Source organism: Maribacter caenipelagi (assembly GCF_004364175.1).
In the GTDB taxonomy this organism is placed as follows: domain Bacteria; phylum Bacteroidota; class Bacteroidia; order Flavobacteriales; family Flavobacteriaceae; genus Maribacter; species Maribacter caenipelagi.
This window is the reverse complement of record NZ_SNZW01000015.1, coordinates 200,425-216,742: the sequence shown is the minus strand read 5'-3', so window position 1 is coordinate 216,742 and position 16,318 is coordinate 200,425. Positions and strand designations below refer to the sequence as shown.

Here is a 16,318-nt window from a genome sequence, read left to right as displayed (position 1 = left end):
CATCAACCAAGAATCAACAACCAAAATAAATGAAAGCAATACGATGTAATACATATGGTCCGCCATCTTCTTTGGTATTAGAAGAAGTTGCTAGTTTAAAACCAAAAGCGAAGGAAGTTTTAGTGGCGGTCAAGGCATGCGGACTAAATTTTCCTGATACACTGATAATACAGGGTTTGTATCAATTTAAGCCAGAATTGCCTTTTACACCAGGTAGTGATGTAGCGGGTGTTGTTAAGGAAGTAGGTGAAGGAGTAACCCATTTAAAAGTAGGTCAAGAAGTATTTGGATTTGTAGCTCACGGAGGTCTGGCAGAAGAAGTCGTGGTACCTGCAAATGCTTGTTTTCCAAAGCCACCACAAATGGATTTTCCAGTAGCTGCTTCATTTTTAATGGCATATGGTACTTCTTACCATGCACTAAAAGATAGGGGTGTATTGGCAGAAGGAGAAACCCTTTTGGTATTGGGAGCATCAGGTGGCGTTGGACTTGCAGCTGTAGAGTTAGGCAAGTTAATGGGAGCAAAAGTTATTGCAGCCGCTTCCACAGATGAAAAACTTTCATTATGTAAAGAATATGGTGCTGATGTAACTATAAACTATACAAAAAAAGATTTAAAAGCAACAATTAAAGAGCTGACTGAAGGCAAAGGTGTAGATGTCATATACGATCCAGTTGGCGGCACGTATTCAGAAGCAGCGTTTCGTGGTATTGCCAGAAACGGTAGGTATTTAGTGGTTGGCTTTGCTGCAGGTGATATTCCAAAAATACCTTTGAATCTTCCATTATTAAAAGAAGCGGCAATAGTTGGTGTTTTTTGGGGAGCTTTTGCAATGAAGAATACTAAAGCCAATATGGAAAATACAATGACCCTTATGAAATGGCATGCAGAAGGAAAATTGAAACCACACATTCATGCTATTTATAATTTAGAGGACACTTCAAAAGCATTGGAAGAAATGACCAATAGAAAAGTGCGGGGCAAGCTGATTGTGAAGGTAGATTAATGTTTTTTTATTACCGTACAAAGTACAAAGTTGTAATATAGTTGATTTTGGTATTTACCAACAACCAACAACCAACAACCAACAACCAACAACCAACAACCAACAACCAAAACAAAAAAAATGAGATTAGAAAATAAAGTAGCTGTAGTTACAGGTGGATCAAGAGGAATTGGTCAAGCAATATCCGAATTATTTGCAAAAGAAGGTGCAACGGTAATCATAGTAGACCTTTTACCACAGGGGCAAGAAGTTGCCGACGGAATCAATTCGAATGGAGGTAAAGCAGAATTTCATTCCGTTTCAGTAACAGACAAAGCTGCAATTGAAACGTTGTTCGCATCGATAAATAAGAAGTATGGTAAGTTAGATATCTTAATAAATAATGCGGGAATTACCAGAGATAGAACGCTTGAAAAAATGAGCGAAGCAGAATTTGATTCTGTTGTTGAGGTAAACCTGAAAGGAGTCTTTTTATGTACACAAGCAGCAGCAGTTTATATGAAAGCAAACAAATATGGAAGAATTGTTAGTGCTGCTTCTAACGTTGGTTTACGTGGTAATTTTGGGCAAACAAACTATGCAGCAACTAAGGCAGGTGTCATTGCAATGTCAAAAACATGGACGATGGAACTGGGTAAATACAGTATAACTGCAAATGCCATTGCGCCAGGTTTTACAATGACTAATATGGTAGATAAGATTCCGAAAGAGCATTTCGCAGCTATTGAAGCTAGTATTCCTTTAAAAACAGTTGCGCAACCTATTGATATTGCCTATGGTTATTTGTACCTGGCTTCAGACGAGGCTCGTTTTGTTTCAGGTATTTGCTTAACCATTGATGGTGGAACTTCAAGATAAGATTATGGGAAAGTTAGAAATCGAAAATTTTGAGGAATTTAGAAAGCTGGAAGGCAAACAATTACCAGAAAGTGATTGGATGATTGTTACCCAAGAAATGATCAATGACTTTGCGAAAGCAACTGGAGATTTTCAATGGATTCATGTAGACCTAGAAAAAGCAAAAAAACACTCGCCCTTTAAAAAACCGGTAGCCCATGGTTTTATGTCGGTATCACTACTTTCAAAAATGCTAGGTGATTCCATTCAGGTAAAATCAGCACAAATGGGAGTAAACTATGGGTTGAATAAAGTCCGTTTTCCTAATCCGGTTTTAGTAGATAGCCGACTTCGATTAGTGTGTCGTATTTCGAAAATAGAAAATTATGGCGACACCGGGTTAAAAGTGACATGGAACTGTACTGTAGAAATAGAAGGTTCTGAAAAACCGGCATGTGTTGCTGAGTTTTTGAGTTTAATGTTCGAATAACCCTATTTATAAAGGGTTTTTTTAAGAGATACCTATTGTAATATTTAAATGATTAACTTAAACAAAATAACAAACAATGACTAGACTGTTCGATCTTCTTTACCATCAATTAGAAAATCATCCACTTGATAAATCGTTAAGTGGTCGAGATGTAAATGGAAATTGGCAATCGTACAGTTCGCAAGCGGTCGTTGAGGCAGTAGAGCAAGCTGCATCAGGTTTGTTAAGTCTTGGTTTAGAGCCAGGTGATAAGGTCGGTATTGTAGTGTATAAAAATAGACCGGAGTTTGCAATCATGGATTTCGCCATTCAGATATCAGGGATGGTAAGTGTTCCGTTATACCCAACTATTAGTGTAGGTGAGTATGAATATATCTTAAATGAGGCAGAGGTAAAAGCAGCATTTTGTGGAACAGGTGATTTGCTTGATAAGCTGACCGAAACAAAAAAAAAGGTAAAAAGTTTAGAACATATTTTTACATTTGATGAACATCCAAAAGGGACATTTTGGAAGACTATTTTCGATTCAAAAAATAGCGATAGAATTAAAGAAATAAAGAAAGGCATAGAAGGGCAAGACTTAGTCACTATTATTTATACATCTGGTACTACAGGGAACCCAAAAGGAGTGATGCTAACACATAATAATGTTATGCATGTGGTTAGAGAAACCGAGCCTCATATGGCTGCGAAAACCGGAGATCAGGTATTAAGTTTTTTACCGATGTGTCATATTTTTGAAAGAGCCGTTCTATTCGTATATACTTTAAAAAGCACAAAAATATTCTTTGCAGGAACTGATAACTTAAGTGGTCCGGAAGGAGACTTGGCGTCTGTAAAACCAGTCACTTTTGCCACGGTACCTAGGTTGCTGGAAAAAATTTATGAAGCTATTTATAACAAAGGATTATCACTTGAGGGAACAAAGAAAAAACTGTTTTTTTGGGCATTGGCATTAACTGACGAATGGGAACCAAATCAAAAATTGTCCTTTGGAAAAAAAATAAAATGGAAGATAGCCGATAAGCTGATTTTTAGCAAATGGCGAGAAGCTATGGGAGGTAATATAAATGCTATTGTTACCGGTGCAGCTCCTTGTCCTGTTAAGATTATGCGTGTTTTCTGTGCAGCGGGAATCCCGATTCGTGAAGGATACGGATTAACCGAAACTTCACCAACTTTGACCGTAAATACTATGGAAATTGATGGTGTAATGCTAGGTACCGCGGGACCAATTATTGATGGAGTTCAAATACTAATAGATACAGAAAATGGAGATTATCAAGAAGGCGAGGGTGAAATTTTAGCTCACGGTCCAAATGTCATGCTAGGCTACTATAAAAAACCAGAAGTTAATGCAGAGGTTTTTTGTGAGATAGATAATAAACGATGGTTTCGAACAGGTGATATCGGTAAATTGGTAAAAGGTCCTACGGGGCGTGAGTATTTAAAGATTACAGATAGGAAAAAAGAACTTTTAAAAACTTCGGGGGGCAAATATGTGGCTCCGGCACCAATAGAAAATAGATTGCGAGAAGAGTTTTTGGTAGAGCAAATGATGGTTATTGGAGATAAGCAAAAATTCGTATCGGCGCTTATTGTACCGGCTGAAGAAGCACTAAGGAACTATTGCCATAAAAAAGATATTTCTTGGACGAGCTTAGAAGAAATTATTCAACATAAAAAAGTGATAAAAAAATATCAAAAAATAATTGATAAATATAATCCGGAGTTTAGTCACGTAGAGCAAATTAAAAAATTTAAGCTTATTTCTACGCCGTGGCTTCCGGTTCATGAAAATGGTTCAGCTGCAGAATTAACACCTACACTTAAATTAAAGCGAAGGGTAATAAGAGAAAAATACAAAAAAGAGATAGCAGAAATCTATTCAGAATAAGAGTATCAATTTGATTTAAAGAAGTAGTTACGAAAACTATATACTCATAGATGAAAATATAATTTTTCCGCAATTTTGCGTATTCAAAAATCATGTTTAGCTTAAATTTTGTTACAAGGCTTCTATACCTGAATTTAATAACTAGCAATTTCTGATCAAAATTTTGATATTTTGATTATCAAATATATATGGACAAAATGGAAATTATTATAAGTTGCGGCGGTTGAATTATAATGAATTTAAGGATATTCTTTCTCGTCCTGTGTTGCTTAATGAGTTTATTGTGCCAAGCACAGTTTAAAAATTTTAAGTTCGAGAATTTATATACAGTAGACGGTTTATCTAGTAGCACCTGTTTAACCATTTTTCAAGACTCGGAAGGTTTTATGTGGTTTTGTACCATTGATGGTCTCAATAAGTATAATGGTTATGAGTTTGAAGTCTATAAATCCATATTAAATGATAAAAGTTCTATTAGTAATAATAGAATTAATGCCATTGTAGATGGGGCAGATGGTAATTTATGGATGTTTAAAACATAGTTGCATGTAACTCATTCTGCCAAAATAATTACACTCAAAAAACCTTAATAATGTAATTGAAGGAAAAATCGACACATTAATGAGTCTTATGACTTTAGAGGAAAAGGTTGGTGAAATGAACTAGTTTAAAGGTTTTTGGAATCTTACAGGTCCTGTACCCGAAGAATGTGATTTTAAAGAATCTATAGGGGGAAGTTCAAATACTGTTCTTGAGTCTGATTTTGTTTTATAAAATTGAAAGCTGATGAAAGCTAAATATATTTAGAGATATATTACATAAAATAAAGCGTATAGTCTCTGTATTCAGAAGCTATACGCTTTATTATTTATAGATGTAATTAACTTACACAACCTTTTAAGGTTTAATACTTCGTCTTATCATTTTTAGAAGCCCAGTTATTAAACACTTCTACAGCTTCTTTTTGTAACATTTGTTTAAAGTAAATTTGTCTTTCTGGCATTTCAACTTCTAATTCATCATAAATAAACTGGTCATCAAAATCGATCGCTTTTGCATTTGCTTTATCGCAACCGTAATATACAGCCTTTGGTCTTGCCCAGTAAATAGCACCAAAACACATAGGGCAAGGTTCACAAGAGGTGTAGATAATACATTCGGTTAATTGAAATGTATTAAGTTTTTTACAGGCATCTCTAATAACGACCATTTCTGCATGCGCCGTAGGATCATTTGTTGAGGTAACTTTGTTATGACCTTCGGCAATAATTTCTCCATCTAAAACAACAACGGCACCAAATGGTCCGCCTGCGTTTGAGTTCATTCCCTTTGCCGCCATTTCAATGGCTCTTCTCATAAAAAACTCATGGTCTTTCGTCATAGAAACTTTTTTAAAATTGTGGATGCAAAATTAAAGGAATAAAATGGTATAAACTTTAGTTTTTTATTGTAGACGTTCATCAGTTTAACTGCATAGGGTTTGCCTTTATTCTAAAGCAGCGCTCTTCTCCTAAATAGAGCGGATTTCCATGTTACTCGGACCAAAATCCGTCTAAAATATCTTTAGTTACACACTGATAGACAGCAACACCTTTGTAAATGTTTTGGTCTTCACCTACATATTTAAAGTTGATGACGAGTATATTGTTTTTAAAGAAACCCGTACCAGTTTGTTGCTGTGATTGGTTGATGGTCCAAAGGGCTACAATTCTTTTGTATGTATCTAAGGTGAGTACAAGTTTACCTTTGTAGTTATGTGATTCCTCATCTTGGTTGCTGCCAATAATAGTATACTCACCAACTAATTCTTCAATTTTCATATACGGCTTTATTCAAGGCGAAAGTATTCAAAATTTCATTTTCTGACTATTAAAGAAGGTTTTAACTCCAAAAGCTACTTTGGTTGTTTAAAACTACAAGCCATATTATGGCAACTTGGTTGTAGATTCACTAGAAAAGAACAATCTTTAGCTTTTAATAATATGAAAACGATTATGAAGAAAGTAATTTTACTAAGCCTATTGGTCTTAAGTTTTGTATCAAAAAGTAATGCCCAAAAATCGGAATTTGGAGATAACCAGCCTTATTCTTCATTTTGGTTTGTAGAAGAACTATTGCAATGGTCGGTAGAAAGTGATAAAGAGGCTAAGTTCAATATAAGTCAAGTAGCACTGGCAGATCGTTTTTTAAATGATTCAACTGAATTAAATGACAATGCTCCAAAAATTCCGGGTATCATAGCATTAATGGCGCCACATACGACTAATTTTCATCCGTCTCAAGGATTTTCTACCGTAAAACAATATGCTTTCCCCTTTTGGCAATACATAGATTATTTTGTACAATGGGGCGGGTCGGCCAATGAAGGTATTATAATACCGCCCACGGCATTTTGGACTGATGCTGCACATAAGAACGGAGTAAAGAGTATAGGCACCGTATTTTTTCCGCCTAATGTATATGGAGGTAAAGAAGAATGGGTCTATGAATTTTTAGTACAGAACGAAGATGGAAGCTTTCCTGTTGCTGATAAGTTGATAGAAGTTGCTACAACCTATAATTTTGATGGATGGTTCATTAATCAGGAAACCTACGATTTGGTGGGTGAAATGGGCGAGTTAATGAAGCAGTTTATAGCTTATTATAGAAAGCAATCAAATTTAAAATTGGTGTGGTATGACGCTATGATCGATGATTCTAGGGTCATTTGGCAAGATGAATTAAATGAACATAATCAAATGTATTTTCAAGATGGAAATACCAATATGTCTGATGTCTTTTTTATCAACTTTAGATATCATGAAGTTAATTTAGAAGATAGTAAGATTTTGACTAAAGAATTAGGAAGAAGCGAATGGGATTTGTTTGCAGGTATAGACGTACAATCTAAAAGTTTTATGACTCCCGTAAAGTGGGATGCATTATATAAGGATGGAAAACCAAAGAATACCTCTATAGGTTTATATTGGTCAAATTCAACGTTCGATATATCAGAAACCAAAACGCCTGAAGAGGTTTATAATAACGAACAAAAGTTCTGGAATGGCGGTACAACGGTTGAAACAAGATTTGGCTCAAGTACTTGGAAGGGTTTTGCAGATTATTTTGAGCCACGTAGTGTACTAAACGAATTACCTTTTAAAACGAACTTCAATTATGGCTTAGGTCGTTTTTATAATGAAAAGGGTAAGACTGTTTCTGATAAAGAGTGGCATAACCTAAGTATTCAAGATGTGTTACCTACATGGCAATTTCATGTTGATAGCACAAAAGTAAATGCTAATATCAGTTTTAATGAGAGTTATAATGGTGGTAGTAGTTTATTTTTTGAAGGATTTTCGGATGCTGAAATTCCACTATACAAAACAAAATTTAGTTTAGATAAGTCATTAAAGCTTCAGGTGGTAATGAAGACATTTGGTAATATAGATATGCAAATCTATTGTAAGTTATCAAACGGGGAGACTTTGATGTTTCCTTTAAAGAAATCAAGTTCATGGTTTACGAATACCATTTCTATTCCTGCACAAAAAAACAGCATAATATCTAAAATAGGAGTACTGACAAAAGGAAAAGGTACCGCATTTCTTGGCGAGTTATCATTAAATAATAAAAAAGAAAAGAATCCTACTACTTCATCTTTTTCTATGGAGACATTTGTTAAGAATCATACCGCTGAATTATACATTCATTTTAATGAAAAATCAGTGGGCGTGTATCATAATATTTACTATTTAAATGCTAAAAATGAAAAAGTTTGGCTAGGTAAAACTCCTTCGCAAGATTTTTATATATCCAACATTCTTACAAAAAAAAGCATTATTAACTTAGAAGTGCAATCAGAAAGTTTTGGAGGCCTGAAGGGGAGAATAATACGGAAAAAGGTGAATTTTTCACAATAGCTAAAGTTGTTCTTTAAATAAAAAATATAATGCTAAGGTTGATGTAGTTTTAGCTATATAATTGATAAAAAACTACTTAGGGAACTACAAATTTGATTCAAAAAAATACCTCAAGGTTAATAGTATGTTATCTTCAAAATTTACCTATGATATTTTTGATAAAAAATAATTTATAAAAGTTTTAGGTAAAGTATTTCTTTAAACAAATCTAATTTTTGTCTTCAGATAATTTATTGTAAATAACTGTTTATTAGAATTTTATAAGATTTTTTGGTCAATGCTTATAACAAGGTGTTTTGTCTCAAAAATGAAATTGTTGATAACCCTGTTAAAAGCTTAAAGAGGTTAATGTGAAATTAAGGTGATTAATTTTCGACCTTTACATCTCTCTTAATATCCACATCATTAACTTTAAATTAACATGAAAATCACAGAAGTCATAAAAAGGGATTTTTCAACAAAACCTTTTCATTTACACAAGATAACTAATGCCATTTTGAAGGCTATGACAGCTGTTGAACATGGTGGCCCCGGTGAAGCCGAAATAATCTCTAATAATGTTCAATTAGCATTGTTAGAAAGAAAGCAAGCTGATGCAAATTATATTCCTACAGTAGAGGAGGTTCAAGATTTCGTTGAAAATAAATTAATGGAAGGTGGCTATTTCGATGTAGCTAAGGCGTATATCATTTATCGAAATGAACAAGCGCAAAGAAGAAAGTCTAATGTCTTTGAAAAACGTGTAAATCTTAAACCGTATGAATACCCTGCATTGTATGATTATGTATCTGCGATAAGACATTCATATTGGATCCATACAGAGTTCAATTTTACAAGTGATATTCAAGATTTCAAAACAGGATTGACCGATATTGAGAGAAATGCAATAAAGAATACCATGTTGGCAATTTCTCAAATAGAGGTTGCGGTTAAAAGTTTTTGGGGAGATATTTATCACAAGATGCCTAAACCAGAAATTGGTTCTGTTGGTGCAACTTTTGCAGAAAGTGAAGTAAGACATCATGATGCATACTCACACTTATTAGAAATATTAGGTTTAAACGAAGAGTTTAAAAACTTGAAAAAGAAACCTGTTATAATGAAAAGAGTTCATTATTTAGAAACGGCTCTTAAAAATTCTAAGAGTGAGGATAATCAAGAATATGCAGAGTCCGTTTTATTGTTCTCATTATTTATAGAGCATGTTTCTTTATTTTCTCAGTTCTTGATCATCATGGCTTTCAATAAACATAAGAATATGTTCAAAGGTATCTCTAATGTTGTAGAGGCTACTTCTAAAGAGGAGCAGATTCACGGTGATTTTGGTATCGATATTATAAACATCATCAAAGATGAAAACCCTACATGGTTCAATAAAGAATTTCATGGTTCTGTACAAGAAATGTGTAAAGAAGCATTTGTTTCGGAAAGTGATATTATAGATTGGATTTTTGAAGCCGGCGAAATTGACTTCTTACCTAAGAAATTAGTGAAAGAATTCATTAAAAAGAGATTTAACGATTCTATTGAAAGTATTGGAATCGAAAAAATATTTGACGTAGACGAAGAATTATTATCGCAAACAGAATGGTTCGATGATGAAATTATCGGAACCAAACATGGCGATTTCTTCGTAAAACGCTCTATCAACTATAGCAAAAGAACACAAAGTATAACCAGCGACGACTTATTTTAAATGAACGATTCAAAAATTAATTTAGAGACTAGTATTCAAGAAGAAGTAAAATTGAATGGTTCAGATGAACTTGTTCAAGCTAGAAAAAAAGCACTTGATAGCTTAAAGAAAGACAAAGAAGAAGGTTTTAAGTGGTTAAATGAAGATAGCCGTAACTTTTTAGGTTCTGGTTATTTATCTCCGGGAGTTTCAGCAGAAACACGTATTCGTGAAATTGCAGATAGAGCTGAGAAGATATTGGGAATGCCTGGTTTTTCAGACAAGTTCTACGGGTATATGAGTGAAGGTTTTTACTCGTTGGCATCGCCGGTTTGGTCTAACTTCGGAAAAGAAAGAGGACTGCCAATTAGCTGTTTTGGATCTAATATATCTGATGACATGGGTAACATTTTGTATACGCAGTCAGAAGTAGGTATGATGTCTAAATTAGGTGGTGGTACATCTGGTTACTTTGGTAACATTAGACATAGAGGAGCAGAGGTAAAGAATAATGGTAAAGCTTCTGGAGCGGTACATATTATGCAACTTTTCGAATCTATGGTAGATGTAGTAAGCCAAGGTTCTGTTCGCCGTGGTCGTTTTTCTCCATATTTACCTGTAGAGCATGCGGATATCAAAGAATTCTTAGAAATAGGTACCGAAGGTAACCCGATTCAAGAACTGACTCATGGTGTAACCGTAACCAATGAGTGGATGCAAGAAATGGTAGATGGCGATAATGAAAAGCGTTCTATCTGGGCAAAAGTATTACAGAGAAGAGGAGAAATGGGGTATCCTTATATTTTCTTTAAAGACAATGCCAACAATGGTGCTTCGGATGTATACAGAGAAAAAGGACATAAAATTCATGCAAGTAACCTTTGTACAGAAATCATGTTACCATCAAGTGACGAATGGTCGTTTGTATGTGTATTATCTTCTGTAAACGTTCTTCATTATGACAAATGGAAAGATACCGATGCTGTTGAAACAATGGTATTCTTTTTAGATGCAGTTATTACTGAGTTCTGTGAAAAATTAGAAGTATATCGTGATTCTGAAAGCCGTGAAGATCGTCAAACGTTCATGTTTATGGAACGAGCTTACAACTTCGCAAAAGATAACCGTGCTTTAGGATTGGGTGTTTTAGGATGGCATTCATTATTACAATCTAAAATGTTGCCTTTTAACAGTCAAGAAGCATACAATTTGAATAGTGAAATATTCAAAACGATAAAAGAAAAGTCATACAGTGCTTCAGAAGAATTAGCCGATAAATTTGGTGAACCAGCAGTACTGAAAGGCTACGGTAGAAGAAATGCCACGTTGAATGCAATTGCACCAACAACATCTTCTGCGTTTATCTTAGGTCAAGTATCTCAAGGTATCGAGCCAATTTGGTCTAATACTTATGTAAAGGATATCGCTAAAGTTAAAACTACGATTAGAAATCCTTTCTTGGTAGAACTTTTAGAAGATAAAGGAATGAACACTACCGAAGTATGGCATAGTATTCGTGATTTTGACGGTTCTGTACAACATTTAGATTTCCTTTCAGACTTAGAGAAAGACGTATTTAAAACATATTCTGAAATTGACCAGATGGATATTATCTATCAGGCAGCGAACAGGCAAAATCATATTGATCAGGGACAGTCGGTTAATATTATCGTTCACCCAGATATGCCAGTTAAAGAAATCAATAAGATTCACGTAACTGCCTGGAAATTAGGTTTGAAGTCGTTGTATTATCAACATAGTATGAACGCTGCACAAAAATTCAAACAAAAGAAAGATTGTGCTAGTTGTGAGGCATAAGCCTTAAAGGAACTAGAATAATATTTATAATATAATCTGGTGTTTTAACAAGCAAATAATGTTTGTTAAAACGCCAGATTTTTTTTATATCAATGTGGTATACGTTACGAACATGTAGATAGGTGTGGAAATAAAAATGTTATAAACGCAGGTAGTTAACTTGAATAGTTAAGATGAGATAACTGCTCATATGAAATTGCCAGGTGAGCTATGAACAAACTTCATGAACGGTCTCTATTTTTAGGTTTACGTTTACTTTTTATGAAATCAAGTAGTTTACCAGAAAGGAAAGTGATGACTAAGCTTTTAATAGTTCCTTTTTGACTAAAAGTAGCTCCTAGTCCCTGTCTTAGTTGACGAGGTACTAAATCTGTTTTAGCGCTATTAAATTGAAATTTAATGCTTTCTTGATCAATTTGACGTTGAAGATTAAGTACTTTCAAGCGGTCATCTATTTCTTCAAAAGAATGGTATTGCTTGCTCATAATCAGTCAAAATAATATTTAGATAATTTTTTAAGTACAGGTTTGTTTAGTTGTTCTCTAAATATATAGAGCATAACTGCTATAATAATATAAGACCCTGCTATTATTAGAAACCCAATGAAATAACTGTTCATTAATTCAGATAGCCACAAACAAGCTGCGAATGACAGAAACAATAAAGCAAACAGACTACTGATAGCTATTAAAAGAAGCTTTAATACACCAGTAGCATTTTTTGATAAGACTTTAAATATTTTAAGTCTATAGTATTCGTCGCTATGTTCTAAATATGACCCCATATCGGTTTTTAGTCCCATGAGGTCATTTTTTAATTCTTCAAAAGCCATACTGTTATTTTTGAAGTTGGGCGTTCTTTGCCTTGAGATCTTCTAGTTTTTGTTCTAACTTATCGATGATATCATCAGCTTTGTAGCTCATAGTCGAAATAGCTTCGTCTAATTTTCTGTCAAAAGCATCCTTTTGTTCATTGGCGGTTTTAGTAAGCTCATCTTTTGCATGAGAAACTCTTTCAGCTATGTCATGGCTAGTATCCTCTACTTTTCTTCTAATTTTATGACGGGTTTCAATTCCTTTATCAGGTGCGTACAAAATACCTATTCCCGCCCCAATTGCAGCACCAGTTAACAGCGCAAGTAAAGTGATTCCATTATCGTTTTGCATAATATTGAATTTAAGTGTTTATAAAATTTTTATTATAAGATAAATTTATACACTTAAAAACGCTTTGCATATGATATGCGTCATATACGGTCATTTTGTATGTAATAGCAGTTTTACTAAAAACTTTATTAGACGCTTAAATTCGACACCTATACTGACTATTGTAACGTAAGATATTATTAAAGAATTATTTAGTATAAATTAGGTAAGTAGCTCATATACCTGCTTTGCAATTTCTAATTCTTCATTTGTAGGTATGACTAAAATTTTAACCTTAGAATCTGTTGTATTTATTTCTCTAAAATTTTTTGATCTTAGGTCATTTTTAGAATCATCTAATTGAAAATTAAAATAATCCATATCCTTACAGACTAATTGGCGCATTAAACTTGAGTTTTCACCAATACCGGCAGTGAAAATTATAGCATCTAAACCGTTCATGGTAGCGGTATATGCACCAATGTATTTTTTAATTCGATATGCATTCATTTCTAAAGCTAGAATACAGTCTTTATTACCATTGCTAGCTTCTTCTTCGATATCGCGAAGATCATTAAAACCGGTAAGACCAAGCATACCACTTTTTTTGTTCAATAATTCGTTGACATCATCTAAGCTATACCCTAAGGTATTCACCATATAATAAATGATAGAATGATCAATATCTCCACTACGGGTACCCATTATTAGTCCGTTCGAAGGAGCAAATCCCATACTGTGATCAATACTTTTTCCATTTTTAATTGCGGTAATACTGCATCCGTTTCCTAAGTGAATAGAAATAAGCTTTGTGTTTGCTTTATTCAGATACTCATTGGCAATTTCAGAAACATATTTATGACTGGTACCATGAAATCCATAAGCCTGAATTCCTTTGTCGTGATATAGATTATTAGGTAAGGCGTATTTTTTTGCTTTAACAGGAACGGTACCATGAAATGCGGTGTCAAAAACAACAATCTGCTTTGCTGTAGTAAAGATTTCTTCTGCCATTACAATACCTTGCAAATTAGCAGGGTTGTGCAATGGTGCTAAAGTAGAGAGCATTTTAATCTTTCTCTTAACCTCTTCATCAATTAAAGTTGTTTCTGTATAATCACTACCGCCATGAACCACACGATGCCCAAAAGCATCAATTTCTTCGGTACTCTTAAGTACACCAATTTCAGAATCTAATAAAAGGGAAGTAATTCGTTCTAGACCGGCTTTATGGTTTGCTATTTCATAAATCTTTTCAACCTTATTATTGTCCGTTTTATAATTAGATATGGCATCTGTACTACCAATACGCTCTATAGCACCGACGCAAATAACCTTGGTCGAAGGCATTTCTAAAAGTTGATATTTTATGGAAGAACTACCAGAATTTATAATTAAAATATTCATGAAAATTGGTTTAAAATCCTTCTGCTTGAATAGCAGTAATTATTACGGTATTAAAAATATCATCTACTGTACAGCCACGGCTTAAATCATTAACAGGTTTGTTTAAACCCTGTAACATAGGTCCGATAGCCAATGCACCCGTTTCTCTCTGTACCGCTTTATAAGTGTTGTTACCTGTATTTAAATCAGGAAATATAAACACACTAGCTTGCCCCGCTACTTCAGAATCTGGCAATTTACTGAGTCCGACTTTAGCATCTACCGCAGCATCGTATTGAATAGGACCTTCAACCTTCAAATCTGGTCTTTTCTCTTTAATGATTTCCGTAGCCTTACGTACACGGTCCACATCTTCACCTACACCAGAAGCACCCGATGAATAAGATAACATGGCTATTTTTGGTTCTATACCAAAGGCAGCGCTTGTAGCTGCCGATGAAATAGCAATTTCAGATAACTGCTCAGAATTAGGGTTGGGGTTAATGGCACAATCTCCAAAAACGGTAACCCTGTTCGGTAGGCACATGAAAAATATAGAAGATACTATAGATACCCCTGGCTTAGTTTTGATAAACTGTAATGCAGGTCTTATAGTATGTTGGGTAGTATGAATGGCGCCCGATACCATACCATCGGCATGACCTTTATGTACCATCATTGTACCAAAATACGATACATCTTCCATTAAATCTTTAGCCATTGCCAAGTTTACATTTTTATGTTTACGCAATTCGAATAGGGTAGTGGCGTAATCTAAGAAATGGACAGATGCGGTTGGGTCGATGATATTGATATCGTTGGTATTTAAATCGATATCCAATTCTTTTAATTTAGAAATAATCTGCTCTTTATTTCCCAAAAGTGTAATGGTAACAGCATCGGCATCGATTAACTTTTTGGTCGCCAATAGAATACGTTCATCTAAACCTTCGGGTAAAACGATATGCTTCTTCGAAGATTTTGCCTTTTGTAGCAGGTTATATTGAAACATTCTAGGGGTAATGCCTTTCGCTTTAAACGTAATTAGCTTTTCAGCCAATTCTTCTGTAGGTACATACTTCTCGAACTCTTGAATAGATGTTTGTATTTTCTCAGTGTTTTCAGCGTAAATACGAGGTCTAATAGTACCGATTTTATTGGTAACAAAGAAAGTTCCTCGAGCAACCGATAGAATAGGAATGATGTCAGAAAGACCTTCTATTAACTTAATAATTGAATCTTCGGGTATTAGACCACCTGTTAGAACAATACCAGAAAGGCTAGGGTAATTTGTTGATATATTTGCCTGTAAAGCACCTAAAATAATATCTGCACGATCACCGGGAGTAATCACCAGACTATCTTTTTTTAAATGCGTTAAGTAGTTTCTCAATTGCATGGCGCCAACACTAAAACTACCTACTTGATTGTTTATGTAATCTTCACCAAAAAGAACTTGGGCATCTAATTCTTGTGCAATCTCTTTTAATGTGGGGCTACCTAGAATGGTGTTTACGGGAATAGTACCAACCAATACATCATCTGGTAATTTTTCTTTTAATTCGTTTGAAACAATAGTAACATTTTCAGGTTGTACTTTGTTGGCAACAATAAGTAGAACATCAACACCTTTCTCTTTAAATGAATCGTAAGCCATGTAAAGATTGCCGACCAATTCATCTAGAGTTTTATTCTTTCCGCTTGCGAGAATTACTGCTGGTATACCTAAGTTTTTAGCAATAAGTACGTTTATGTCCCACTCGATAATTGCACCTTCTCCAGAAAAATCGGTTCCTTCTACTAAAACAAAATCGAATTTATTTTCGATGGTTTTATACTTATGTATAATGTGACCTACAATTTCATCATCTTTGTCCTGGTTTTTTAATTGAACCACTTGGCTACGTGTGTATGCATAAGCCTCTTCTATTTTCATATCTACATTAAAGTAGCTGAGAACAGTATCAATGTGATTATCTGTTTTACCATTGGGGACATCGTCGATAATAGGTCTGAAATAGCCAACTTTGGCAGTTCTACCCAAAAGAAGTTGCATAAGACCTAGTGAAACAATAGATTTTCCACTATTGGGTTCTGTAGTAACGATATATATAGCTTTACTCACGTGTAAAAGGGATTGGTGTTTAACAAATTTATAGGA

The 16,318-nt window shown here is 34.3% G+C and carries 15 protein-coding genes; 8 read left to right on the top strand and 7 right to left on the bottom strand.

Features of this window, described 5'->3' with window-relative positions; all coding sequences use genetic code 11:
* The first annotated feature begins 29 nt into the window (after window positions 1-29).
* From DFQ03_RS11490 to DFQ03_RS11470, 5 genes are all read left to right on the top strand, one after another.
* Window positions 30-1,007 (top strand): NADPH:quinone oxidoreductase family protein, encoded by a 978-nt coding sequence (locus DFQ03_RS11490; RefSeq protein ID WP_133673327.1) that lies wholly within the window; start codon window positions 30-32, stop codon window positions 1,005-1,007.
* Window positions 1,008-1,127: 120 nt separating this feature from the next.
* Window positions 1,128-1,865, top strand: coding sequence for an SDR family NAD(P)-dependent oxidoreductase (locus tag DFQ03_RS11485; protein ID WP_133673326.1), 738 nt, complete (start codon window positions 1,128-1,130; stop codon window positions 1,863-1,865).
* A gap of 4 nt (window positions 1,866-1,869) precedes the next feature.
* Window positions 1,870-2,334, top strand: coding sequence for a MaoC family dehydratase (locus tag DFQ03_RS11480; protein WP_133673325.1), 465 nt, complete (start codon window positions 1,870-1,872; stop codon window positions 2,332-2,334).
* 76 nt (window positions 2,335-2,410) lie between these two features.
* Window positions 2,411-4,231 (top strand): AMP-dependent synthetase/ligase, encoded by a 1,821-nt coding sequence (locus DFQ03_RS11475; RefSeq protein ID WP_133673324.1) that lies wholly within the window; start codon window positions 2,411-2,413, stop codon window positions 4,229-4,231.
* 272 nt (window positions 4,232-4,503) lie between these two features.
* On the top strand, window positions 4,504-4,773 hold the full coding sequence (locus DFQ03_RS11470; protein WP_243834485.1) for a two-component regulator propeller domain-containing protein: 270 nt from the start codon (window positions 4,504-4,506) through the stop codon (window positions 4,771-4,773).
* Window positions 4,774-5,135: 362 nt separating this feature from the next.
* Here DFQ03_RS11470 and DFQ03_RS11465 read toward each other — a convergent pair whose 3' ends face one another.
* Together DFQ03_RS11465 and DFQ03_RS11460 are read right to left on the bottom strand one after the other, a co-directional pair.
* Window positions 5,136-5,612: a nucleoside deaminase gene (locus tag DFQ03_RS11465; RefSeq protein WP_133673322.1), complete on the bottom strand. Its 477-nt coding sequence runs from the start codon at window positions 5,610-5,612 to the stop codon at window positions 5,136-5,138.
* 151 nt (window positions 5,613-5,763) lie between these two features.
* Entirely contained in the window at window positions 5,764-6,051 is a 288-nt protein-coding gene (locus DFQ03_RS11460) for a hypothetical protein (protein ID WP_394346268.1), read from the bottom strand.
* 174 nt (window positions 6,052-6,225) lie between these two features.
* Between DFQ03_RS11460 and DFQ03_RS11455 the strand changes: the two genes are divergently transcribed.
* The 3 genes from DFQ03_RS11455 (at window position 6,226) to DFQ03_RS11445 (ending at window position 11,626) form a co-directional block, all read left to right on the top strand.
* On the top strand, window positions 6,226-8,133 hold the full coding sequence (locus tag DFQ03_RS11455; protein ID WP_166637465.1) for an endo-beta-N-acetylglucosaminidase: 1,908 nt from the start codon (window positions 6,226-6,228) through the stop codon (window positions 8,131-8,133).
* Window positions 8,134-8,554: 421 nt separating this feature from the next.
* Window positions 8,555-9,829, top strand: coding sequence for a ribonucleotide-diphosphate reductase subunit beta (locus DFQ03_RS11450; RefSeq protein ID WP_133673320.1), 1,275 nt, complete (start codon window positions 8,555-8,557; stop codon window positions 9,827-9,829).
* Window positions 9,830-11,626: a ribonucleoside-diphosphate reductase subunit alpha gene (locus DFQ03_RS11445; RefSeq protein ID WP_133673319.1), complete on the top strand. Its 1,797-nt coding sequence runs from the start codon at window positions 9,830-9,832 to the stop codon at window positions 11,624-11,626. It abuts the gene before it with no gap.
* Between the two features lie 221 nt (window positions 11,627-11,847).
* On the opposite strand, the gene DFQ03_RS11440 is transcribed toward DFQ03_RS11445, so the two are convergent.
* The 5 genes from DFQ03_RS11440 to pta form a co-directional block, all read right to left on the bottom strand.
* The gene (locus DFQ03_RS11440) at window positions 11,848-12,111 is read right to left on the bottom strand and encodes a DUF6327 family protein (RefSeq protein WP_133673318.1); all 264 of its coding nucleotides are present in this window, start codon (window positions 12,109-12,111) and stop codon (window positions 11,848-11,850) included.
* A 2-nt stretch (window positions 12,112-12,113) separates the two neighbouring features.
* Window positions 12,114-12,458 carry a phage holin family protein gene (locus DFQ03_RS11435; protein ID WP_133673317.1) on the bottom strand — a complete coding sequence of 115 codons (345 nt, stop codon included), beginning with the start codon at window positions 12,456-12,458 and terminating at the stop codon, window positions 12,114-12,116.
* Between the two features lie 4 nt (window positions 12,459-12,462).
* Window positions 12,463-12,792 carry a YtxH domain-containing protein gene (locus tag DFQ03_RS11430; protein ID WP_133673316.1) on the bottom strand — a complete coding sequence of 110 codons (330 nt, stop codon included), beginning with the start codon at window positions 12,790-12,792 and terminating at the stop codon, window positions 12,463-12,465.
* 201 nt (window positions 12,793-12,993) lie between these two features.
* Window positions 12,994-14,178 (bottom strand): acetate/propionate family kinase, encoded by a 1,185-nt coding sequence (locus tag DFQ03_RS11425; RefSeq protein WP_133673315.1) that lies wholly within the window; start codon window positions 14,176-14,178, stop codon window positions 12,994-12,996.
* Between the two features lie 10 nt (window positions 14,179-14,188).
* Window positions 14,189-16,282, bottom strand: coding sequence for a phosphate acetyltransferase (gene pta, locus DFQ03_RS11420; protein ID WP_133673314.1), 2,094 nt, complete (start codon window positions 16,280-16,282; stop codon window positions 14,189-14,191).
* Between the last annotated feature and the right edge of the window lie 36 nt (window positions 16,283-16,318).

What these genes read in the sequence shown, in the direction of transcription:
- DFQ03_RS11430 (WP_133673316.1), bottom strand. Translation starts at nt 12,792, where the DNA reads ATGCAAAACGATAATGGAATCACTTTACTTGCGCTGTTAACTGGTGCT.
- DFQ03_RS11445 (WP_133673319.1), top strand. Translation starts at nt 9,830, where the DNA reads ATGAACGATTCAAAAATTAATTTAGAGACTAGTATTCAAGAAGAAGTA.
- DFQ03_RS11485 (WP_133673326.1), top strand. Translation starts at nt 1,128, where the DNA reads ATGAGATTAGAAAATAAAGTAGCTGTAGTTACAGGTGGATCAAGAGGA.
- DFQ03_RS11440 (WP_133673318.1), bottom strand. Translation starts at nt 12,111, where the DNA reads ATGAGCAAGCAATACCATTCTTTTGAAGAAATAGATGACCGCTTGAAA.
- DFQ03_RS11455 (WP_166637465.1), top strand. Translation starts at nt 6,226, where the DNA reads ATGAAGAAAGTAATTTTACTAAGCCTATTGGTCTTAAGTTTTGTATCA.
- DFQ03_RS11480 (WP_133673325.1), top strand. Translation starts at nt 1,870, where the DNA reads ATGGGAAAGTTAGAAATCGAAAATTTTGAGGAATTTAGAAAGCTGGAA.
- DFQ03_RS11475 (WP_133673324.1), top strand. Translation starts at nt 2,411, where the DNA reads ATGACTAGACTGTTCGATCTTCTTTACCATCAATTAGAAAATCATCCA.
- DFQ03_RS11425 (WP_133673315.1), bottom strand. Translation starts at nt 14,178, where the DNA reads ATGAATATTTTAATTATAAATTCTGGTAGTTCTTCCATAAAATATCAA.
- DFQ03_RS11450 (WP_133673320.1), top strand. Translation starts at nt 8,555, where the DNA reads ATGAAAATCACAGAAGTCATAAAAAGGGATTTTTCAACAAAACCTTTT.
- DFQ03_RS11490 (WP_133673327.1), top strand. Translation starts at nt 30, where the DNA reads ATGAAAGCAATACGATGTAATACATATGGTCCGCCATCTTCTTTGGTA.
- DFQ03_RS11465 (WP_133673322.1), bottom strand. Translation starts at nt 5,612, where the DNA reads ATGACGAAAGACCATGAGTTTTTTATGAGAAGAGCCATTGAAATGGCG.
- DFQ03_RS11460 (WP_394346268.1), bottom strand. Translation starts at nt 6,051, where the DNA reads ATGAAAATTGAAGAATTAGTTGGTGAGTATACTATTATTGGCAGCAAC.
- DFQ03_RS11435 (WP_133673317.1), bottom strand. Translation starts at nt 12,458, where the DNA reads ATGGCTTTTGAAGAATTAAAAAATGACCTCATGGGACTAAAAACCGAT.
- DFQ03_RS11470 (WP_243834485.1), top strand. Translation starts at nt 4,504, where the DNA reads ATGAGTTTATTGTGCCAAGCACAGTTTAAAAATTTTAAGTTCGAGAAT.